This is a genomic window from Nocardia camponoti, from assembly GCF_014646135.1.
Classification (GTDB): Bacteria; Actinomycetota; Actinomycetes; order Mycobacteriales; family Mycobacteriaceae; genus Nocardia; species Nocardia camponoti.
This window is the reverse complement of the sequence record NZ_BMMW01000003.1, coordinates 231,523-252,464: the sequence shown is the minus strand read 5'-3', so window position 1 is coordinate 252,464 and position 20,942 is coordinate 231,523. Positions and strand designations below refer to the sequence as shown.

Annotated in this window: 15 protein-coding genes; 10 read left to right on the top strand and 5 right to left on the bottom strand. The window is 66.4% G+C overall.

Features of this window, described 5'->3' with window-relative positions; translation table 11 throughout:
* The first annotated feature begins 20 nt into the window (after window positions 1–20).
* Genes IEX78_RS16045 through IEX78_RS16025 form a run of 5 tightly spaced genes read left to right on the top strand, consistent with a single transcriptional unit; the run spans window position 21 to window position 2,786 of the window.
* Complete coding sequence (locus tag IEX78_RS16045; protein WP_188829815.1) at window positions 21–323, top strand: PE family protein; 303 nt, start codon at window positions 21–23, stop codon at window positions 321–323.
* Window positions 323–1,297: a PPE domain-containing protein gene (locus IEX78_RS16040; RefSeq protein WP_188829814.1), complete on the top strand. Its 975-nt coding sequence runs from the start codon at window positions 323–325 to the stop codon at window positions 1,295–1,297. Before IEX78_RS16045 ends, IEX78_RS16040 begins: the two co-directional genes overlap by 1 nt.
* Window positions 1,294–2,085, top strand: coding sequence for an ESX secretion-associated protein EspG (locus IEX78_RS16035; RefSeq protein ID WP_188829813.1), 792 nt, complete (start codon window positions 1,294–1,296; stop codon window positions 2,083–2,085). Before IEX78_RS16040 ends, IEX78_RS16035 begins: the two co-directional genes overlap by 4 nt.
* A 54-nt stretch (window positions 2,086–2,139) precedes the next feature.
* Complete coding sequence (locus IEX78_RS16030; RefSeq protein WP_188829812.1) at window positions 2,140–2,475, top strand: WXG100 family type VII secretion target; 336 nt, start codon at window positions 2,140–2,142, stop codon at window positions 2,473–2,475.
* 17 nt (window positions 2,476–2,492) lie between these two features.
* On the top strand, window positions 2,493–2,786 hold the full coding sequence (locus IEX78_RS16025) for a type VII secretion protein EsxR (RefSeq protein ID WP_229684038.1): 294 nt from the start codon (window positions 2,493–2,495) through the stop codon (window positions 2,784–2,786).
* Window positions 2,787–2,847: 61 nt separating this feature from the next.
* On the opposite strand, the gene eccE is transcribed toward IEX78_RS16025, so the two are convergent.
* Window positions 2,848–4,551, bottom strand: a complete 1,704-nt coding sequence (gene eccE, locus IEX78_RS16020; RefSeq protein ID WP_188829811.1) for a type VII secretion protein EccE — start codon at window positions 4,549–4,551, stop codon at window positions 2,848–2,850.
* 83 nt (window positions 4,552–4,634) lie between these two features.
* Between eccE and eccB the strand changes: the two genes are divergently transcribed.
* Window positions 4,635–6,107, top strand: coding sequence for a type VII secretion protein EccB (eccB, locus tag IEX78_RS16015; RefSeq protein ID WP_188829810.1), 1,473 nt, complete (start codon window positions 4,635–4,637; stop codon window positions 6,105–6,107).
* Window positions 6,108–6,110: 3 nt separating this feature from the next.
* Here the strand turns inward: eccB and eccA are convergent, their stop codons facing one another.
* Entirely contained in the window at window positions 6,111–7,955 is a 1,845-nt protein-coding gene (gene eccA, locus IEX78_RS16010) for a type VII secretion AAA-ATPase EccA (RefSeq protein ID WP_188829809.1), read from the bottom strand.
* Window positions 7,956–8,117: 162 nt separating this feature from the next.
* Between eccA and eccD the strand changes: the two genes are divergently transcribed.
* From eccD to eccCa, 3 genes are read left to right on the top strand one after another with little or no spacing between them, the layout of a single operon-like run.
* Complete coding sequence (gene eccD, locus IEX78_RS16005; RefSeq protein WP_188829808.1) at window positions 8,118–9,584, top strand: type VII secretion integral membrane protein EccD; 1,467 nt, start codon at window positions 8,118–8,120, stop codon at window positions 9,582–9,584.
* Window positions 9,581–10,948, top strand: coding sequence for a type VII secretion-associated serine protease mycosin (gene mycP, locus IEX78_RS16000; protein WP_229684037.1), 1,368 nt, complete (start codon window positions 9,581–9,583; stop codon window positions 10,946–10,948). The genes eccD and mycP overlap by 4 nt, the downstream gene beginning before the upstream one ends.
* Complete coding sequence (gene eccCa / locus IEX78_RS15995; protein ID WP_188829807.1) at window positions 10,948–14,988, top strand: type VII secretion protein EccCa; 4,041 nt, start codon at window positions 10,948–10,950, stop codon at window positions 14,986–14,988. The genes mycP and eccCa overlap by 1 nt, the downstream gene beginning before the upstream one ends.
* Before the next feature lie 120 nt (window positions 14,989–15,108).
* Here eccCa and IEX78_RS15990 read toward each other — a convergent pair whose 3' ends face one another.
* Window positions 15,109–15,675, bottom strand: coding sequence for a GNAT family N-acetyltransferase (locus IEX78_RS15990; RefSeq protein WP_188829806.1), 567 nt, complete (start codon window positions 15,673–15,675; stop codon window positions 15,109–15,111).
* Window positions 15,672–16,481: a GntR family transcriptional regulator gene (locus IEX78_RS15985; RefSeq protein ID WP_188829805.1), complete on the bottom strand. Its 810-nt coding sequence runs from the start codon at window positions 16,479–16,481 to the stop codon at window positions 15,672–15,674. Before IEX78_RS15985 ends, IEX78_RS15990 begins: the two co-directional genes overlap by 4 nt.
* A gap of 183 nt (window positions 16,482–16,664) precedes the next feature.
* On the opposite strand from IEX78_RS15985, the gene IEX78_RS15980 reads away from it, so the two are divergent.
* Window positions 16,665–17,069: a DUF4254 domain-containing protein gene (locus IEX78_RS15980; RefSeq protein ID WP_188829804.1), complete on the top strand. Its 405-nt coding sequence runs from the start codon at window positions 16,665–16,667 to the stop codon at window positions 17,067–17,069.
* On the opposite strand, the gene IEX78_RS24300 is transcribed toward IEX78_RS15980, so the two are convergent.
* A complete protein-coding gene (locus IEX78_RS24300) occupies window positions 17,070–20,885 on the bottom strand; it encodes a nucleotide-binding protein (protein ID WP_229684036.1) in 3,816 nt (1,271 codons plus the stop codon).
* Between the last annotated feature and the right edge of the window lie 57 nt (window positions 20,886–20,942).

Below are 20,942 nucleotides of genomic sequence, written 5' to 3'. Positions count from 1 at the left end.
CTGAGAAGGAGCACGCCACCATGAGCAACACCTTCGAATTCGAGGCGACGGCGGCAACAAAGGCGGCTGCCGCAATCGACACCCTCGTCAATCGGCTCAGCAGCGAGATTGCCGCTGTCGCACCAACATTGAGCGTTCCGCCAGCGGGTGCGGATGAGGTATCGGCGCGCGCCGCGACAACAACAAACGCGGTCGCCGACGATTTCCTCACCAAAACCGAGTCGGGCGTGCATGAGATGCGCAAGCTCGCCGCAAGCCTGCGCGGGCAGGTCGCCGAGTTCGGCAAGATGGAAGCCGATAACGCGAGTGGTCTAGGTAGCTGATGATCGAACCGCCGCAGCCCGGATTCACCGGTGTCGTGTGGGAGGCGCGTGAGCCGCAGCGGCTCGCGGTCGACCTCACCACCGGCGCTGGCGCGGTCCCGATGGCCGATGCGGCAGCCGCGTGGTCGCGGTTGGCCGTTGCGCTAGGCACCGCCGTGCTTGACTACGAGCAGGTGCTGCGCGAACTGCGGCAGTCCTGGCAGTCGGCGCGCAGTGAACAAGTGTGGCAACGGGTTTCGCTACTGCGGGAATGGCTGATCGAAACGGCGACAGCGGCGGCAGCCAATGCCGCTCGCGTGCAGGCGCAGGCGGCGGCGTACGAGATCGCTAAGGCGACCATGCCGGGGGCCACCGAGCTGGCCGCGATCGCTGAGCTGCAAAAGGCCGTCGAGAGTGTGGGCTCGGTCCTTGGCGCACCGATCAAGGCGGTCGCCGCGAGTACCGACGCCGACGCGGACGCGGCGACCGCGGTCGCGTCACGGGTGATGCGTGGCTACGAGGCGGCGACCGAGCCACTTGCCACGCCGTGGTCGCACGCGCAAGCGCCACCGATCGCGTCAGAGACGGCGCTAATCGCGGAAGGTGGTGGGGCACAGCCGAAGTCGGGTGGCGCGGTTTCGATGCCCGGGGTGGCTGGCATCGGATCGTTCGCCCTGCCGTCGCTGCCCGCTCCTGTGCAAACCGCTTATCGTGCACCGGTTTTAGCGCAGTCAGCTGCCCCGGTCGCCACGCCAACGCCAACTCCCGTTGCTACCTCGGCTCCGGCGGGAACGGCACCCCTTGTTCCCGGCGCGATGCCGCAGGGCGGCGTGCACGAAGCACCGCGGTTTCCGCGCGCGAGCCTTGCCTTCGAAGAGTCTGATCAGCTTGTCGCCGAAGGTGAGATTCAGGCCGCACCCGCTGTGCTCGGTGGCAGCGAACGCGCCCAGTCGCAGGTCAGCTCCACCACGACGGGCTCAGGTGACGCGTCATGATCGCGCTCACCAACGACACCGTGCTCGCGGTCGCCGACCAGCTTCGCGTGCAGACGCTCCCGCTGGTACTTGGGATCGGCCCGCGCCAAGACACCATCGAAGCATGGCAAGCCGCGCGGGCCGACGCTATCGCCGACCTGCGTCAGCGCGGGCTCATCGACGACTACGGCGACGTCGCGACTGACCTTGCCGACGCGCTGCACATCCTTTCCCAGCCTGCGGCCGAACTCTCCGCGCGTTACTACTCCGGCATCGAGAAGCGTCGAATTAGCTTGGTGCGCCGAGGGATTCAACACGCGAACGCGATACGCACCGGCGACGACGTGCGCGTAGCAACAATCAGCATCGACGGCGCGGTCGCAGATCTGGCACGCGTCCTGCTAACCGAACTCCCCACATGCGGTCCCGCCGACGTCGCCTCCGTCAGCGTGCAAGCCGACGAGCTAGCCGGTCGCCTCACCGAGGCCAACACCACCGCCGACTACTCCGACGCCATGTACGCGCTTGGCGTCGCCGCGCACGACGCAACCGCTATCGGCGCGGCGATGGGTTCCTGTCACGCCTACACCGAGATCGTCGCGACCACTCATCGGGACGGTCGCTCCACCCAAGCGCCAGGCGCGGTCGCGGTGTATGACACCGCGCGCGGCCGGGTTGTCATCGCCCCGATGACGGCACCTGACGGGCGTCTGTGGTCGACCATCTCGCCTGGCACGGACCATCGCGTCACCCAAGCCATCGGCGCGCTCCTTGAGGGGCTTCCCGGTGGGAGGTGGCAGTCCGAGTAGCCAACTCAGATCCACGCATGAAGATCCACCCATGAAGTTGAGAAAGGTTTAACCATGCCCCCTCAGGGACCAGTAGGCGTAGAAGCCGGTGGGATCGACAAGGTCGTTTCCCACCTTGAGACGACCATCGCCGCGCTGCGCAAGTCGGTGAACGAGATCGACGAGTCGGCCAAGGCCGTATTGCGCGGTTGGAAGGGCGACGCCTCCGACGAGTTCGTCAAGGTAGCCGAGGCGTGGAACAAGGAGTCCGACGACCTCAACAAGCAGTTCGACCTGTTCACCGCTGCGGTGGGCAGTGGCAAGTCGACGATCGTGAACATGGACGGCCAGGGCCTGTCCGGTGGTGGCGCTGCCGCGCCGTCGGCTGGTTCGCACACCAATCTCGTTTAACGAAAAGGATTCAAGCTATGACGATTCTTTACGATCCGACCGCGATGAACGAGCTCTTCACCGATCTGCAGACCTACGGTGGGCAGATGAAGGGGCAGATCGCGGAACTCGATTCGGCGTCGACCGATTTCCAGAACAACCTGCAGGGTGAGAACGCGGTCGCCAACTTCGTGCGCGCGCACGGCAACCTCAAGACCGAGCTGTCGGACACCCTGGAGAAGCTCGACAAGCTCGCCGCCCAGGTGGAGTCGGCGCTGCATCGCGCGCTTGAGGCAGACGGCAAGGTTGGCGACGGCTTCGCTGACTTCTAGTTGCCGCCCGATCAGCACCCGAAACACCCAGGTGTTTCGGGTGCTTCGCGCTGTGCGGGAGCTATCGCGCGGCGAGTGATTCGCCGATGTAGTGCAGTTCGCCTGGTGTCGTCACCATGGTGACCGTCGTTGACCCGGTCGCGGTGCGGACGGTGACGCGGTTGGGCGCGGTGGGGTCCTGGATCAACGTCACGTCGATAGCCGACGCGGCGTCGGGGTCGCGCGGAGACGTCATCACCTCGACCACGGTCGCACCGCCAAGATGACTGGTTGGGGCGATGCCGTCGTAAACGAGGACCGTGGTCGTCGGGAAGGGTGCCGCCGGGATCGGTGGCGGTCCGGTTTGGGGTTGCGGGCTCGCGCCAGCAACGCGCGGCGCGATCGAAAGGAGCTGGGGCGTCGCGAGATTGGCGACCATCGACTGCCATGCGTTGGGGCGAGCGGTGTAGATCACCGCGTGCGCGCCGAGTCCGGTGGCGCGCAGGATTACCTGCTGGGCGAGGTCGAGCGAGCCGACGATGTCAACGCGCCGGGTGCCGTCGCCAATGAGCGGTACCGCGATGCCTTGCCCGCGCTCGTCCGCGCCAATCAGTTGCCCGCAGCCGATCGTTGGCACGGCTAGCGCGGCGAGGGCGGCGACGCTGCCGCGATACCCGTCGGCTGCCGCGTTGGTCGAACCAATCGGCAAGGTGTCCAACAACATTCGACGCTGTCTCCCGGGCAAATCGCGTAGTCCGATCAGTGGGGCGCTCGCCAGTTCGCTGTCGGTGTCGAAGCGCACGACGGCGTTGAGTACCACCGTTGATGCCCGGTTATCGCCGCCGCCCGGCCGCAGCCGCAGTGTGACGGTGGTCGACAGCGTCGGTGTCGACCAGATCGCGGCGAACCCGGCATCGCTGAGCATCGGCGCGGCGAGTTGGTAGTGGGTCAGGTAGCGACCGCGTCCGACAAGGCCAATCGCCGTCTCAGTGAGCTCGGTTGGCTCGAACCCGTGCGTGAGTTCCCTTACCGCGCTGTTCATCTCGGTCGCGGTCAGTACGGCGGCGTGGACATCGTTGGTGGCGAGTCGATTCGCTACGCGTCTCGTCGCGATGATCGCGGTGCGCAGCGCACCTGTCGCCCCGCCGCCGCGTTTGGCGACCGCGCCGACGTTGTGAGTGGGGTCGAATCGCAGTGCGAGCCAACAGGTTCGATAGGCGATCGCGGGCAGTGGTCCGAGGATGCTGTCGTATAGCCGCGCTGCCGGTCCTGTTCCCGCCGTGCGCGCGCCGGTGGCGATCACGTCGATGCTCGCCAACTCGATGTCGAATTGGCTGAGACAGGCGGCGATTTCGGTGAGCGGGAGAAGTTGGTCGGCGCTGAGCGTGCCCGCGCGCAGCAGCGTGAGCGTGTCGTCGGGTGGCTCGATCCGCAGCATGGTGAGCAGGAGATCGCCGTCCCAGCGGACTCCACACGCACCACCTTCGGGTAGCGGAACATCAAATGCTGGTGCGCGATCGATGGTTTCGTCGCGTCGGGCGTGACGTCGCGCGACCCAGCCCGCAATTCGGATCGCTAGTCCACGTCCCCGAATCGGAAGCAAGCCGATCAGCAGTGTGGCAGCGGCGGTGCCGCCCGCCCCGGGCAGCGAATGGGTGGTGGCGAGCACGACCCAGGCAATGGCGGCGGCAAGCACCGCGACCGGCACCGTCGCGCGCAGGGGAAGCACTCGAAAGAGCCAGAACTCGGGATCGCGCCACGCGTTGGCCTGGTCGTCAGTGTTCAAAACGCCTGTCCCTCTTATGCGTACGTTCCCGCAACGGAATTCTCGCCCAGGAAGCGGTCGTTACTTACGGTACCGTGTCGAGCGTGCCAGCACAGTTGACGACAAAGGCTCAGGTCAACGGTTACCGGTTTCTGCTGCGGCGGCTCGACCACGCGCTCGTACGTCGCGACGTGCGGATGCTGCACGATCCGATGCGTTCGCAAAGTCGGTCGCTGTGGGTCGGCGCGGTACTCGGCCTCATTATTATCGCTGGCGCCGCCATCATGAGCTTTCTGAAACCCCAAGGTGCCATTGGGGATTCGCTGATCATCACCGGAAAGCAGAGCGGCGCGATGTACGTAGTCGTCGCTGGTAAGGATGGCGGCAAAACCCTGCATCCGGTGCTCAACCTCGCTTCCGCGCGCCTGATCGCCGGATCGGCTGCCGAACCGCACTCGGTGAAAGACGCCAAGCTCGACTCGATGTCGCGCGGCCCGCTGCTTGGTATCCCCGGCGCGCCAGCGGCGATGCCCGGTTCGAAGCAGGGCAACGCGTCAAGGTGGACGCTGTGCGAGACAACGCAGCTGTCGATCACCGGCAGCGCGGCAAGCGCGACCGGCGGAACAACAACGGTGATCGCCGGCGCACCCGCGCTCGGCGATCGGGTCGCCGAAGCCGAAGCCTCGGACGCGCTACTGGTTAAACGCGGTGACAAGACCTACCTCGTCTACAACGGCTTGCGTGCTGAGGTCGACGCCGCGAACTCGGTTGTCGCCCGCACGCTCGGCCTGTCGAGTGTGCGAGCCCGGCCCGTCGGCACCGGATTCCTCGGTGCGACAACACAAGTCGATCCGATCGCGGTCCCGACGATCCCCGGTGCTGGGCAACCTGGGCCCGGCAAGTTGGCCAGCGTGCCCGTCGGCGGCGTGATCTCGGTCGGTGCGACCACCTACGTTGTCCTCGCTGAGGGCGTGCAGCAGGTCAGCCCGTTCACAGCTGAGTTGCTGCGCAACGCGGATTCACACGGGATGCGCGAGATTGCCGCGTTGCCGCCCGACGTGCTCGACCAGGTCCGTGTGCTTACCTCGCTCCCCGTCGTCGACTTTCCCACCCAGCGTCCTCGCCTCGTCTCCGCCGAAGACGCGCCGGTCGCCTGCGTGAATTGGGCGAAGTCGCCCGGCACAGCGACGGCGATCGAGGGCCCGGGGGAGCGCGCCAAGCTCACGATGCTGCTTGGCCAGCGACTGCCGCTGCCATCGTCGGCGAAGCCGGTCGACCTGTCGACCGCCGACGGTACCGGTGACCGTGTCGACGAGGTCTACCTCGCGCCGATGTCGGGCGAGTTTGTCCAGATCACCGGTGCCGACGCGGGCAGTCCGCGCCGCGAGTCGCTGTTCTACGTGGCCGACAACGGCATTCGCTATGGCGTGCCGACGCCGGAGGCCGCCGCGATGCTCGGGCTTGAATCGAAGCCCCGGCTTGCCCCGTGGTCGATCGTCGGCCAATTAGTCCCCGGCCCAACACTTTCCGCGAAGGACGCGCTGACGAGCTACGACTCACTGCCATCGGGAAAGTAACCGCTAGCGCAGCGAAGCGGGCAGCTCACCCACATTCAACGTGGCGAGGATGCTGCGCAGGGCGATGCGCATGTCCGGTTCCTCGATGCGCATCAGCACGTCGTCGTCGACCTCGGTGAGGTCGATTTCGGCGTCGTTCGCCAACCGGAACTCCCGTTCCTCCTCGGCTGCCTCGATCACGTTGCGGATGAAACGGCCGTTGCCAGCGAGGTCGACACCGCGACGGGGTTGCCCGCTTTGGTCGGTGCTTTCGATGTCGTAGAGGAACGAGCACGCCTCGATGAGCGCGGCGCTCGCGGCGTCAGCGAGCTGGGAATCGCGACCACTCGCGATGATCTCGCCGATCTGCCCAAGTTCGTCAGGGGTGTAAGAGGGGAACTGTAGGCGCTTGGCGAAGCGGGACGCGAGGCCGTCATTGGCCGCGAGCAAGCGGTCAATCTCGCCGTCGTAGCCCGCGATGATCACAACGAGCCGGTCCCTGTCGTTTTCCATCCGGGCAAGCAGCGTGTCGACGGCCTCCCGACCGAACGCGTCGCCACCGGACAGGCCCGTCTGGATCAGGGTGTACGCCTCGTCGATGAACAGCACCCCGTCCATCGCCGAGTCGATCAGCTTTTCCGACTTGATCGCGGTGCCGCCGAGGTTCTGGCTCACGAAGTCGACGCGCTTTGCCTCGATCACCTTGTCGGTCTTGAGCAGCCCGACTCCGCAGTAGATCTTGGCGACCACCCGCGCGATCGTTGTCTTGCCGGTGCCCGGCGGCCCGGTGAAGGCGAGGTGCTGTCCGCGCGACTGGCTCGAAAGTCCTTTCTCCGCACGGATTTTCGCCAGTTGTGCCGAGGACTGGAGCTTCGCGACCTGGGTCTTCACCGACGCGAGCCCCACCTGACGGTCCAGTTCAGCCCGGGCTTGGGCGAGCACGTCCTTGGCGCGGTCCTCGGCTTCGGCAGTGGCTAGCTCGGCCACGCTTGGTGCCGATTTCGGATCCCACTTGTCGGTGCGCGCGTCGATGGACTCGCGACTGGTGACGGTGATGCGGTAGGTGCGGTCGCGCATGGCCGCGGTGTTGGCCGCGAAATCCGGCGACTGCGAGTACACCTGTTCGAACAGTGCCTGTGCCTCGGCTTCGCTGCCCATTTCCCGCAGACACAGCCCCCGACTGTGCATCGCGTGCGCGCGGGCGAGTGGAATCGGGCCTGCCTCAGCCTGTTCCATCCGGCGCACGGCCTCGCCGAAAAGCCCGAGTTGCGCGCAGGCGGTACCGACCATCACGTGCGCGCCGGTCGCCAGGTACGGGTCGGTCCATTCGGCCGACCCGGCGAGCACGGTCATCACGTCCGACCAGCGCTGCGTATTGAAGTGCAGGATGCCGCGCACGTAGAGGCAGACCAGGTCGTCGTGGGCGCGGTCGGGGTCGTCGACGCGCGCGCGCCGGACGGTGTCGAGCTCGTCGAGCACCTGCTCGGCGGCACCGTATTCACCCTGTCCGATCAGCAGCGACGCCCACGCCAACCACGCCTCGGTGAGCGACGCGAGCGGGTAGCTGATGTAGAGGCCTGGATCGAATTTGGCCGAAAGCGCGCGCGGCGCGAGGCCAACTCGCCGTTGCTCACGACCAAGCGAATCTCGGCTTGTTCGATACAGATTCGCCAGGACATCGGCGGTAACCTCGCCAGCGGCTGCCCGGCCAAGCCACGCGTCGGCCATCGACGCGTCCCACTCGGTTGCCCGCTGGAAGGCGAGTTTGGCGTATTCCAGATCGCGCCCCGACTCCTGGCCGTCGATGCTGAGTCCGAGCGAGAGGACGCCCGCGTCGAACGCTCGCTGGGCCTGGCGGATATCTGGCACTGTTGTCTCGACCCCGGAATCTTCGTCTTGATGGAGAACTCGCGTTAACCGTTAGATTATGTAATGTCATGGCACGGTCGCAACGAGAACCGTTGGCGGCGACCAAAGTTCACTCTGAGTTACTGGTGAAGGCATGCGAAGGTTCGTTGTGGAGGCGGCTGGATGGAGATGACGGGCCAGCGAGCATCCGAGCCCGAGCTCTGTCGAGTGTCGGTGATCGGCGGCGATACCCAGCTCGACATCGGCTTGCCCGCGACGGTGCCGATCGCTACTTTCATCGGCGAGCTGGTCACGCTCATCCGCTCGCGCGATCCGCGTATCGCCGACGCCGACGAGGATTCGGCCCCCGTCACCGCCCAGCACTGGACGCTCGCACGCCTTGGTCGCGACCCGCTCGCGCCGAGCCGAACCCTCACCGAGTCGGAGGTGTTCGACGGGGAACTGCTTGTGCTGAGCCCGGTTTCGCGCAAAGAGGCACCCGCGCTTTTCGATGACGTCATCGATGCCGTGTCCCAGCTCACCGCAAGCGAATTCACGTCGTGGTCGGCTGCGGCTGCGCGCACGACCGGACTCGTACTTTCGCTGGTTGGCGTGCTCGCGACGCTGCTGCTGCTTGGTCTCGCCCGCGTCGACGGCGACCCGCTCGCCCCCGGAATCGGCCTACTTGGGCTTGGCATCGGCGCGATGGTCGCGGCGGGAATTGGCGTGCGCAAGTACGGTGACACACGAACTGGTACCTGGCTTGCCCTCGACGCGCTGGTTTTGGCTTTCGGTGGCGGTGCGCTTGTTGTTCCCGGCCACCTCGGCGCCGCGCACGTGTTACTCGGCTCGGTCGTCGTCTTGGTTGTCGGGGTGCTTGGCTACCGGCTCACCGGGGTTGGCGCGAGTTTGTTCGCCGCCGCGATCGCGTTGAGCGTCATTGTCGCGGTTGCCGCCGCCATCGAATTAGTTTGGGCACCAAGCTTTTCCAGCCTTTCGGCAGGCGTGCTTGTCAGCGCGCTGATTCTGCTGTCGTCGGTGCCACGGCTCGCCGCGTTAGTCGCGCGACTGCCGATCCCGCCGGTCCCCACCGCGGGCGGCGCGATCGATCCGGCCGACCACGAGCAACGGCCAACGATCGAGGGCATCGGAGCCATTGGCGCGGTCGCGTTGCCGTCGGCGGCCGGGCTTGGCGAACGGGCGCGCATCGCCAACCAGGTCCAGACCGGGCTCATCGTCGCAGTCGCTGTCGCGGCGGGGTTCGGCGCCCTCTGCGCGGCCAACCCGTTCGGTCATTCGCATTCCGGTGGCATCGCGCTCGCGGTAATCATCGCCATCGTCTTGTGCCTGCGCGGTCGCTCCTACGCCGATCTCGCCCAAGCGGCGATCATGATCGTCGCTGGCGGGCTCACCGGCCTCGCGCTGCTGCTCGGCCTTGGCATCGGGCATAGCTGGTTCGCCATCGCGGCGGCAGGGGCGCTGCTCGCAACCTCGGTCGCCATCGTTGTCTTCGGGGTGATCGGACCCCATCTTGACGTCACCCCGGTCACTCGTCGGATGATCGAGATTTTTGAGTATCTGCTGATCATCGCGGTGATTCCGTTGGCACTCTGGGTGATGGATGTGTACTCGACCGCCCGCGATCTATGACCGCGTTCCGGTTAGCCGCCACGTGCGCGCTGGTCATGCTCGTCGCCGCCGCGCCCGCGTCGGCGGTGCCGCAGCCTAAACCCGACCTCGGCGCGCTCGGTCCGGCCCAAGCGCTCAGCGGTCATCCGGCTCCGCTCGAACCAACTGAACAGCGGGAACTGTGCGCGCAGCCGGTATTGCGCGGGGCTGCGCCGTCGGAACCTCCAATGGCACAACAGGTTCTCGATCTACCGGCCGCGTGGCGGTTCAGTCGCGGTGCCGGGCAGAAGGTCGCGGTGATCGACACCGGCGTGAACCGACACCCTCGACTGCCAGCCTTGCAAGCGGGCGGCGACTACGTGAGCGACACCGACGGCACCGTCGACTGTGATGGGCACGGCACGCTCGTCGCTGGCATCATCGCCGCGCGACCGTCGCCCGACGACGCGTTCGTCGGTGTCGCGCCCGAAGCGGAAATCCTCAGCATCCGGCAGTTGAGCCTCGCGTACGAGCCGAAGGATCGGAAGAACGAGAAACCGCCGGGCGAATTCCGCAGCGACGGATACGGCAGCGTGCTCACCCTCGCGGCGGCAGTCGTGCGGGCGGTCGACCTGGGTGCGACCGTCATCAATATCTCCGAGGTGGCGTGTACGCCAGCCGGGCAGGACACTGCCGACGCCACGCTCGGTGCTGCCGTGCGGTACGCGTATGAACGCGGCGTTGTCGTCGTCGCGGCGGCGGGCAATGTCGAGACAAGCGGCAGTTGCCAGCAGCAAAACGAGTCAAGCGGGTGGGGTGGCGTCAGTACGGTCGCCACGCCCGCGTGGTTCTCGCCCTACGTCCTTTCGGTCGGCTCGGTCGACCCCGACGGGCGACCATCGGCGCTGTCGCTGCATGGGCCGTGGGTCGGTGCCGCCGCGATCGGGCGCAATATCGTCTCGCTCGACAGCAAACCAGGGGGGACAGGCCTGGTCGACGGCGTGCAGACCAGCGAGGGCACGCAACCAGTCGACGGCACCTCCTTCGCGGCGCCGTATGTCGCCGGGCTCGCCGCGCTGATCCGCGCCCGCTACCCAGAGTTGTCGGCGCAACAGGTGATCGACCGAATAACCCGCACCGCGCACGCACCGGGCCGTGGCCGCGACGACGCCATCGGAGCCGGGCTCATCGACCCGCTCGCCGCGTTGACCACCACGTTGCCTGTCGACCCGGTCAGTGCCAACGCCGAAAGCGGCCACCCGATCGCCGCTCCCGCAGCTCCCGCGCCCGTCGACCCTCGACCAAGGCGAGTCGCGGTGATCGGCGCGGTTTCGCTGCTCGTTTTGCTCGCTGTCGGGTCCGCGCTCGGCTATCCGTTCCGTCAACGCAGGGAGCCCGCAGAGTAATGGCTACCGAAGGTTTCGTACGCAAGCCACGGATCGCGCCGCCGCGCGCGCCGGGCGGCGAGGTCGCGCTTACGGCCCCGCCCGAGATTCAGCGCGCGATCCCGTCACCGTTGATGATGAAGCTGATGCCGGTGATCATGGTCGTCGCGGTTGTCGGCATGATCGCGATGATGGCGAGCATGGGTCGCAACATGCTGTCGAACCCGATGTCGATGATGTTCCCGATGATGATGCTCATGTCGATGGCGGGCATGATGGCGGGCATGCGCGGTGGCGGTCCCAAGCGCGCTGTCGAACTTAACGAGGAACGCAAAGACTACTTCCGCTACCTCGATCAAATCCGAAAAGACGTGCGTAACACGGGGATTAAGCAACTCGACACCTTGACGTGGAGTCACCCCGAACCCGCTGATCTCGCGTCACTGATCGGCACCCGGCGGATGTGGGAGCGCAGACCGGCCGATCCCGATTTCGGGCACATCCGTGTTGGCGTTGGCAGTCACCGATTGGCGACGAAGCTGGCTCGCCCCGAGACCGGCCCGCTAGAAGACCTCGAACCGGTGTCGACGGTCGCGCTGCGCCGCTTCGTTCGCACACATTCGGTCGTGCATCAGTTGCCGACGGCGGTGTCGCTGCGAGCGTTTCCCGCGATCAACATCGAAGGGCAAGAGGAGCTTTCACGCGAACTGGTGACCGCGATGCTGATGGAACTCGCGCTGTTCCACGGTCCGGATCATCTCGCGATCGCGATCGTGTGCGCCGACCCCGACCGGTACTGGTCATGGACCAAGTGGCTGCCCCACGTGCAGCACCCCACTCAGCGCGACGGACTCGGTTCCGCGCGCATGCTTTACACGTCGCTCGGCGAGTTGGAGTCGGCGCTGTCGGACGAGCTGCTTGAGCGCGGCAGGTTCATGCGCAATCCCCAACCGACACAGGGCCGTTCGCACATCGTCGTTGTCATTGACGACGGGTACATCAGCGGCAATGAACGCCTGATCAGTGAATCTGGGCTCGACTCGGTGACCGTCTTGGATTTAACCGCGCCCGAACACGGCCTCGCGGCTCGACGCGGCCTGCAACTGGTCGTCAGTGACGGCGCTGTCTCAGCGCGCAGCGCGGCGGGCGTCGAGCGGTTCGCCACCCCCGACCGGATCAGCGCCGCTGAAGCGGAGACCTTCGCGCGTGCGCTCGGTCGATATCGTCTCGCCACTGCCGCTCAGATCGTGAGCCTCGGCGAAGGCACCACCGCCGACCCTGGCCTCATGGCCCTGCTGCGTATCCCCGACGCCGCCCAGATCGACCCGGCTCGCGTCTGGCGACCACGCACCGCGCGCGAGCGCTTGCGAGTCCCGATCGGCATCACCCCCGACGGGACCCCGGTTGAGATCGACATCAAGGAATCGGCAGAGAACGGTATGGGTCCGCATGGGCTCTGCATCGGTGCCACCGGATCGGGCAAGTCGGAATTCCTTCGCACCCTTGTGCTTTCGATGGTCACGACGCATTCGCCCGACGCGCTCAACCTGGTGCTCGTCGACTTCAAGGGTGGCGCGACCTTCCTCGGCCTCGACTCCCTACCGCACGTCGCCGCCGTCATCACCAACCTGGAAGAAGAGCTTTCGCTCGTCGACCGCATGAAAGACGCGCTCGCCGGTGAGATGAACCGCCGCCAGGAACTGTTGCGGTCGGCGGGCAACTACGCCAACGTCACCGACTACGAGAAGGCGCGGGCGGCGGGCGTTGTGCTCGACCCGTTGCCAGCGTTATTCGTCGTTGTCGATGAATTCTCTGAATTGCTTTCCCAGAAGCCAGATTTCGCTGAACTGTTCGTCATGATCGGGCGCCTCGGGCGTTCGTTGCATGTGCATCTCCTGCTCGCATCGCAGCGGCTTGAGGAGAACAAGTTGCGCGGGTTGGAATCGCACCTTTCTTACCGAATCGGCCTAAGAACGTTTTCCGCCAACGAATCTCGGGCCGTGCTTGGCATCACCGACGCCTACCACCTGCCGAGCGTCCCTGGCGCTGGCTACCTCAAGAGCGATGCGTCCGAACCGCTGCGGTTCAACGCCAGCTACGTGTCGGGGCCCTACGTCGCGCCCGCGGGCGCGGTCACCGGTGACGACGGCGGACCCAGCGCGGGTCAGCGGCCGGTTGTGTTCACCGCGGCGGCGGTCGACATGCCGGTGGTCGATGTCGACGTGGCTGAGCCGCTTGGTCGGCTTGAACTGCCACCGCCGCCGCCCACTGTCGAGGAAGGCGTGCCCGACTCCCTGCTCGACGTAGTCGTCAACCGGCTCACCGGACATGGTCGCCCGGCACACGAGGTCTGGTTGCCGCCACTTGACGAGTCACCGACCGCCGATATGCTGCTGCCCGACCCCGACTGGCGGTCGCCGGTAAACCGGCACGGCCAGCTGTGGATGCCGATCGGAGTCATCGACAAGCCATACGAGCAGCGTCGAGATGTGCTCACGATCAATCTCGCTGGGGCACAAGGCAATGTGGCTGTCGTCGGCGGTCCGCAGTCGGGCAAGTCGACCACGCTGCGCACCATCATCATGGCTGCCGCGGCGACCCACACTCCCGAGCAGGTGCAGTTCTACTGCCTGGATTTCGGCGGTGGCTCGATGGCCGGGCTGGTCGGGATTCCACACGTCGGGTCGGTCGCGGGTCGACTCGATGGCGACCGAGTGCGACGCACCATCGCCGAGCTCACCACCCTCCTGCGTCAGCGTGAGGAACGCTTCGCCGAACTTGGCATCGAATCGATGGCCGATTTCCGGCGACGGAAGTTTGCCGCGCAGGAAGCTCGCCGGGTGAACGGAACCGTCGCGCCCGCGGGCGACCTACTCGCCGCCGACAATTTTGGTGACGTCTTCCTTGTCATCGACGGCTGGGCCGCGATCCGTGAGGAATTCGACGTGCTCGCCGATGCCATCAATGCCATAGCCGCCCAGGGTCTTTCGTTCGGCATCCACCTGATGATCGGCGCGTCGCGCTGGGCCGAGATCAGACCGGTCGTCAAAGACCAGATCGGCACTCGGCTGGAACTGCGCCTTGGCGACCCCGGCGACTCGGAAATGGGCCGCCGGACCGCGCATCAGGTGCCCGTCGGGCGACCAGGTCGGGGCCTCACGCCGCAGCAGTTGCACATGTTGATTGCCTTGCCCCGCTTGGACTCTCAGTCCAATCCCGACACCATCGGCGACGGTGTCGCGCTGGCCCGCGAGGAACTGCGCGCTCTTTACGGCGACCGCAAGGCACCCGAGGTGCGGATGTTGCCGCTCAGCGTTCCGCGCGAAGCGGTGGTCGCGGCCGCGCGAGCGCAAGGTGTCGACCTCAATCGCACGCGGTTGGTGATCGGCCAAGGCGAATCCGAATTGCAGCCGCTTGTCTTGGATTTCGGGGCCGAGCCGCACTTCATGGCCTTCGCCGACGTCGAGTCGGGCAAGACCACCCTGCTGCGCAACATCGTGATGGGCATCGCCGAGCAGTCGACGCCTGATGAGGCGCGCGTGATCCTCATCGACTACCGCCGCACGATGCTCGGTGTCCTTGAGGGCGACCAACTCGCTGGCTATTCCACCTCGTCGCAGACCTGCGGTCCGATGTTGGCCGAGGTCGCGGGCTACCTTGCCAAACGCATCCCGGGTTCCGACATCACCCCGCAGCAATTACGCGAACGTAGCTGGTGGAGCGGACCGGAAATCTATGTCGTTGTCGATGACTACGACATGGTCGTCACCGGCTCGGCCAACCCCTTCGCGCCACTGCTCGAATACCTGCCGCAAGCTCGCGACATCGGCCTGCACATGGTGGTGACCCGCCGCATGGGCGGCGCGGGTCGCGCGCTTTACGACCCGTTGCTCAGTGCGATGAAGAATCTGTCGGTGCCCATCATGGTGATGAACGGTTCCCGCGACGAGGGCAAGATCGTCGGCGAGGTGCGGCCGAGCAAGATGCCACCTGGTCGCGGCATATTGGTCGCGCGGTCGGGGATCGAGATGGTGCAGATCGCGGATTTGCACGAGCTTTAAGCGTTTTCGGCGTGTCGCGCGAGGTGGGGGATGGGCGTGTCGTTGGCATAATCGTGCAAGTTCGAGCGGGAACGGCCCGAAATCGGGGGTTGGGCCGCGAACGTGCACGAATATGCCAGGTCAGTCGACCCTGAGTGCTTGCGGCCGGGCGCTTAATGATCTTGATTTGCGTAGCGTCGTCGCCCGTTCAAATAGAGCGCACGATGGGCCCGCTGCCGTTCTCGCGATGCGGGACAGGCGAAAGCCAGCTCGGCGGTAGTAGTTATGCAGGCCCGTGTTGGTTGTCCAAGCATCAAGCCGGACCCAGTTCTTCTGCTGTGCGCGCGCCAATGTTGTTGCGTGCGTGAGCATTACGTCGCCGATTCGGCATCCGGCGAAGCTCAGGTCCACGATCATGAAGTGGACAATGACCGACTCGGCCAGTTCGTCACGTGACCAAAGGCCAGGGTCGGCTCGGTGGTTGACGGTGATCGTTCCTGCCGGGGTGCCGTCGACTTCGGCGATCCACGTTTCGCCCGCGTTCAGGGCGCGGCCAACGGCGACCGCGAAAATCTCGATCGACTTGCCGTTGCCCGCGACGCTCCACTGATCCGAGCCGCGCGCGGTCAGCCAGTCCGTCCGCTGCACGCGCAACCGGCAGATGAGGGGCAGGTCAGCCACCGTTGCCGCGCGCATTCGCACCGTCATGGCAGCGGTGCGGCGAAGCCGGGGGAGATTCCGAGAGTGCGGGCGATCACCTCGGCGCCCTTGCGATCGCCTAGCTGGTAGGCAAGTTGGTTCTGACCAGCTAGTGAGCGGTGGCGGGTCGCGCGGGTGACGCGGTCGTGCGTGGCGCCGATGCGGAGGTGGTCGAGCAGGATCGTGCCCGGGGCGACGTCGAGTACGGCGGCCTCTTCCGGTGTTGCCGGGCGGGCCTGCACGGTGTCGCGGTGGGCGGTTTCGCCGTAACCGCGGTCGGCGAGGCGGCGGGTTGTGCCTTCACCGATGTCGCGGGGGGAGTCGATCCCTGCCGCTTCGGCGAGGTCGCGGGGGTAAAAGCTCACCTCCCACGACCACGGTTCGTTGTCGAGAAACTGCACAACCGTGCGGGCGAGCACCCACGAATCCGGCGCGACGCCAAGCCACCGGGCCACCTGTTCGTCTGCTGGTTCCATTCGCGTGCTGAATTCCTTCGACGGCACCCGGTTAGCTGCCCGCGCGATTTCCTCGAAGATGTCGTGCGCGGTTTTCGGGCGATCGCGGCGAATCGGGTCGGTGACCACCGACTCAAGCACTTCCTGGTTGCGCACGATCGTGCCGCGTGAAGTGGCCGTGTAGACCAGGTTTTCAGCGACGAGCACCTGAATAGCGTTGCGCGAGGTCGTAATCGACACCTGCATTTGCTCGGCGAATTCGGCGATGCTCGGGAGTCGGTCGCCCGGTTTGTATGTGCCGCTGCGGATCTCGTCGCGCAGGAAACCCGCGATCCGCAGGTAGGTGGGACCGTCGGCCATCCGTGCTCCTCGTTGCGCTCAGGGGTCTCGCTTGACAGTCGCGTTCAGAGGTTTATTGTAATGAAGTCCTGATCCGGTGCTGTGCGGCGACGACGGCGAGGCAACGTGGCTGGTGCGGAGAGTTCTACGGTTGTCATTGCGTTCCCCGATAGTTGGCGGGATGTCGAGCCCGGTCTACTGCCGATGTCGGATTTGCTCGTTCGGGCGTGTCGCGGGCATCGCGTGATCGGTGGTCCACTGCTGTGGTTCGCACGCGACCTCGCGGTGCTGCATGAGCGACGCTTCGATGGGGCCGATCTGCGGGAAATCGACTGTCGCCGTGGGGAACTCGTGCTCGCCATGGACGACTGGGTGTTGCGTTCGGTGCGCCAGCATCGCGTCGGGTCGGCGCTTCACACCGAAACCATTGGGGCCGTGATAGATCGGCTCGCCGAGGCTTCGGTGCGCGCGCATTCGGCGTTGATGACGCTGTCGGCCAACGACGACGTCCTGCACGGCGCATGGCATCGCCTCGCCGAATTAGCCGACGGCTACGACGATTTGGTGCGCGATGTGCTCGCCGGTCGCCGTCGACTGCCCGAATGGTGACTAGAACTCGTCGGCCACCGTTGCAGCGAGTTCCACGTACGCGCGTTTCGTTGCTTTGTGGAGCCGATGCAGATCGATTTCGGAGCCCTCGGACAGGTGCTCGTCGAACGGAATGATGTGCACCGCACGGCATCTCGCGAGGAAGTACTCGCGCAGCTTCTGCACGCCCACGTTGGCTGAGCCTTCGCGCGGCAGGTTGATCACGACGACCGCGTTGCGGACCAGGTGGTCGTGGCCGTGCAGGGAAAGCCAGTCGAGGGTAGCGGCGGCGCTGCGGGCACCGTCGATGGCGGCCGAGGAGATCAGCACGAGCGAATGGGCGAGGTCGAGCACGCCGTTCATCGCCGAGTGCATCAGGCCGGTGCCGCAGTCGGTGAGGATGATGTTGTAGTAGCGCTGCAAAATGCGTGCGACGGCCCGGTATTCCTCGTCGTTGAACGACTCGGACGCGGCCGGATCACGTTCGCTCGCAAGCACTTCCAAGCGGCTTGAACTTTGCGATGTGTGCTTGCGGACATCGGAATAGCGTTCGATCGAAGGATCGAGCAGCAGGTCGCGGACGGTCGAACGGGTTTGCAAAGCCACGCGCTGTGAGAGGGTGCCGAAGTCGGGGTTGGCGTCGACGGCGATTACGCGGTCGCCACGGATCGAGGCGAAGATCGACCCCAAACCCGTTGTGGTCGTTGTCTTTCCAACGCCACCCTTGAGCGAGAGCACCGCGATGCGGTAGTCGCCGCGCACGGGTTGCCGGATGCGCGCGACGAGCTCTTGCAGACGCAACTCTTCCGCCGACATCCCCGGATTGATCGCACCGCCGGACATGTGATGCACGGCCTTGCGCCACCCGCCCCCGGGCGCTTTCTTCGCGCGCCGGATGGGGACGTTGTCGAGGGAGGGCGGAGGTTGCTGATAGCCCTGTTGAGCGTTAGGTTGCCCCCACCCAGGAGCGAAGTTGTTGGGTTGCGCAGGTGCGTTGGGATTCACCCAGCCGGGTTGGGCCGTGAAGTTGTTGGACTGCGCGGGTGCATAGGGGTTGCTCGGTTGCGCGGGCGCGTGGGGGTTGCTTGGCTGCCCCCACCCGACTTGGGGCGTGGTGTTCGGCTGGGGTGCGTTGGGGTCGCCCGACTGCGCCCATGCGGGTGCGTTGGGGTCGGGTTGACCCCATCCGGACTGAGCGGCGAGGTCGTTGGGCTGGGCGGCCCCCGCCTGCGTCCGTCCAGGTTGGGACGCGAGGTTGTTGGCCTGACCCGACTGCGGCCCGGTGGGTCCCCAACTATGTTGCCCGGCAACGCTATTCGCATTGTCCGGCTGAGCCGACGCACGTTGAGGCGCGGCGTCGTTGGACTGTGGCGCGCTGGTTGCGCCCGCTTGTCCCCAGCTATTGAGATCGCCCGGCTGTACCCATCCTGCCTGGGGCGTGGGGTTGTCGGCCTGGGCAGACTGTCGGCTGTTGGGATCGCCCGGCTGAGCCGTCCCATGTTCGGGTGCATTGGTCGCGCCCGTTTCTCCCCAACCGTATTGCGGCGCAGCGTTACTGGCTTCGCTGGCCGGACCCGACTCCTGCGGCGGGACCGAAACTTGGTTCCACTCACCACCGGTCTGCGCGGGCCCGACAGGCGACTGCTGACGCCACTCGCCAGACCCCTGCGCGGACTGACCGGCGACGTGCGGGGCGAAGTTTTGCGCGGGGCCATTCGGCACCTGATTCCAGCCACCCTGAGCGTGCTGCGGGCCGAGCGGCTGTTGCGCTGGCGGCTGCCCGCAAGCTGTCGGCTGGACGAAGTCGCTCGATTGGGCGCTGGGCGTCTGAGAGTTGGGGGTAGCGAGCCCGACCTGGTCGGCAGGGGTCGTAGGAGCTAGCCCGGCTTGCTGAAGAGCTGCGTCTCGCTGGCCCCAGCCTTGCGGACCGCCCGGCACTTCACCAGCGCGGTGTTGCGGGGCGCTGTATCGCGCCGCTTCATTCGCGAGCCCATCCACGCTGGGACCACTGTTCGCGGAGACGGCTGGCTGGGCGGACTGCTCCGCGCTGGATGTGCCGACCTGTCCCCAGGCGTTGGGTTGGGCGAACTCGCCCGATTGCGAGTTCGCGGGGACGGCTGGCTGGGCGGACTGTTCCGCGCTGGGCGAGCCGACCTGCCCCCAGCCGTTGGGCTGGGCGAACTCGCCCGATTGCGCATCAGGGGTGGGCGGGCTGTCCGGTGGCGTTGTGAGGTTCGCTTGTTGTGTCGGCGCGGCGGAGGTCGAATATGGCTGGGGCGCAACGGAATACGTGGGGGCGTCGTCGGTCGCATCAGCAGCCTGATGTGGTGGCGGGGGTAGCTCTGGGCGCGGGCCGAGTGGGGTGAAGGCCGTCGATGGGGGACCGGGGGTGCGATGGGGCAGGGAGCCGCTGACCTCGTCAGGCGCGCTGTGACGAGCGCGATCGACGGACGCCGACGCCGCCGGTCCTGCCGTCGGCCGAGCTTCCGGTCCGACCTGCGGAGGGGATGCGCTGGTCGTTGGCTGCGCCGTCGGCTCGCTGAGCGGTGCGTTGACGTTCGCCCCAGGACCAGCGAGTGAAGCGGGTTCGGCATCTTCGACATCGTCAGCCGTGAGCTCGACGCGAGTCATCGCGTGCGTCGCATCGGGTGCCTGCTCGGTGGACCACCTCGGCATGGGACCGGCTGCGGAGCTGGGCACCTTCGCAGGTGCGACCAGCGGCGCCTCGGCCGACGCAACGCCAGCCGCCGTTGGTTGGTCCGGCGCAGGCGATGGCGAAGTAAGTCGAGGTGGAACCGCAGAGCTACGGGCTGGCGCTTCGGCTACAAGACCGGAATCAGAAACCGCACCTGCGGTGCTCGCCGCAGCGTCCGTCTGTGGGGGCTCGTTCAAAGCATGCGCGGGCGATGTAAGTCCGGGCGCAGAGCTGCGGGCTGACGCTTCGTGGGTGCGCCCGAATTCTGCGGCACCCGCACCTGCGGTCGGTACGACTCCGGTCGTCGGTGCGGTAAGTCGCGCCGGAGCTTCCTGTCCCTGACCTGCGCTATCGGGCGCATTCGGACGCACAGGTGCCGGGTTCGCCGCAGACTCGCTGGTCGACGGGCCGGTCAAGCGCGGAGGAACGGGTGCGCGTCCTGAGTCAGCCGACGGTTCGGCCGAACGCGGGGAACGCTGAGGCGACAACAACGGGCCAGCCGACGAACCGACAATGTCTTCGTCGACGGAAGCCGCCGACCAGCCGCCACTCACCGCAGGCGTGGGTGCGGCACCGATCGAAGATTCCGGCGTGAGGTGCGCGGGCGTCGACCACTCCGGCCCAGGCTCAGCCGACAGCACCGACGGCGCGGCAACCTGCGGGTTCGGCGAATGCGCGGAGTCAGGACCCTGCGCAACTGCCGCACCCTGCTCGGCGTTGGGTGTCGAGGCCCAAGTTTCGTGAGTGGGAGTGGGTTCAGCACCCTGCTCGGCGTTGGGTATCGAACCCCGAGTTTCGTGATGGGGACTTGGCAAAGGACCTTGCTCAGGGCCAGGTCGCGAACCCCACGCACCCTGTTCCGGCGCAGCCTGCGAACCTCGCTCGGGTGCGGGCGCCGCACCCCACGCACCATCGGGCGCAGACGTGGCATCGCGCTCAGGCGCCGAACTCGACTGGCGATCAGAGCCAGCGTCCTCACCCTTCCGACGCCGTCCACCAAGGAAGCGCCGACGCTTCGGCTCGTCGTCGATCGAATCGCGCGCGGGCAGGTTCTCTACCGGCGCCTCATACCCAACCTGAGTGACTTCGCTTTCCGACAACCACGGCGGCAGCATGGGTAGGCTGTCGTTGTTGCGGCTCACCGGTGCGACTCACTCACCAGGGTTCCCCCGATCTGCTCGGCCCTATTGTCTTTACTG

What these genes read in the sequence shown, in the direction of transcription:
- IEX78_RS16045 (WP_188829815.1), top strand. Translation starts at nt 21, where the DNA reads ATGAGCAACACCTTCGAATTCGAGGCGACGGCGGCAACAAAGGCGGCT.
- eccCa (WP_188829807.1), top strand. Translation starts at nt 10,948, where the DNA reads ATGGCTACCGAAGGTTTCGTACGCAAGCCACGGATCGCGCCGCCGCGC.
- IEX78_RS16030 (WP_188829812.1), top strand. Translation starts at nt 2,140, where the DNA reads ATGCCCCCTCAGGGACCAGTAGGCGTAGAAGCCGGTGGGATCGACAAG.
- IEX78_RS16035 (WP_188829813.1), top strand. Translation starts at nt 1,294, where the DNA reads ATGATCGCGCTCACCAACGACACCGTGCTCGCGGTCGCCGACCAGCTT.
- IEX78_RS16040 (WP_188829814.1), top strand. Translation starts at nt 323, where the DNA reads ATGATCGAACCGCCGCAGCCCGGATTCACCGGTGTCGTGTGGGAGGCG.
- IEX78_RS16025 (WP_229684038.1), top strand. Translation starts at nt 2,493, where the DNA reads ATGACGATTCTTTACGATCCGACCGCGATGAACGAGCTCTTCACCGAT.
- IEX78_RS15990 (WP_188829806.1), bottom strand. Translation starts at nt 15,675, where the DNA reads ATGACGGTGCGAATGCGCGCGGCAACGGTGGCTGACCTGCCCCTCATC.
- IEX78_RS15985 (WP_188829805.1), bottom strand. Translation starts at nt 16,481, where the DNA reads ATGGCCGACGGTCCCACCTACCTGCGGATCGCGGGTTTCCTGCGCGAC.
- IEX78_RS15980 (WP_188829804.1), top strand. Translation starts at nt 16,665, where the DNA reads ATGTCGGATTTGCTCGTTCGGGCGTGTCGCGGGCATCGCGTGATCGGT.
- mycP (WP_229684037.1), top strand. Translation starts at nt 9,581, where the DNA reads ATGACCGCGTTCCGGTTAGCCGCCACGTGCGCGCTGGTCATGCTCGTC.
- eccD (WP_188829808.1), top strand. Translation starts at nt 8,118, where the DNA reads ATGGAGATGACGGGCCAGCGAGCATCCGAGCCCGAGCTCTGTCGAGTG.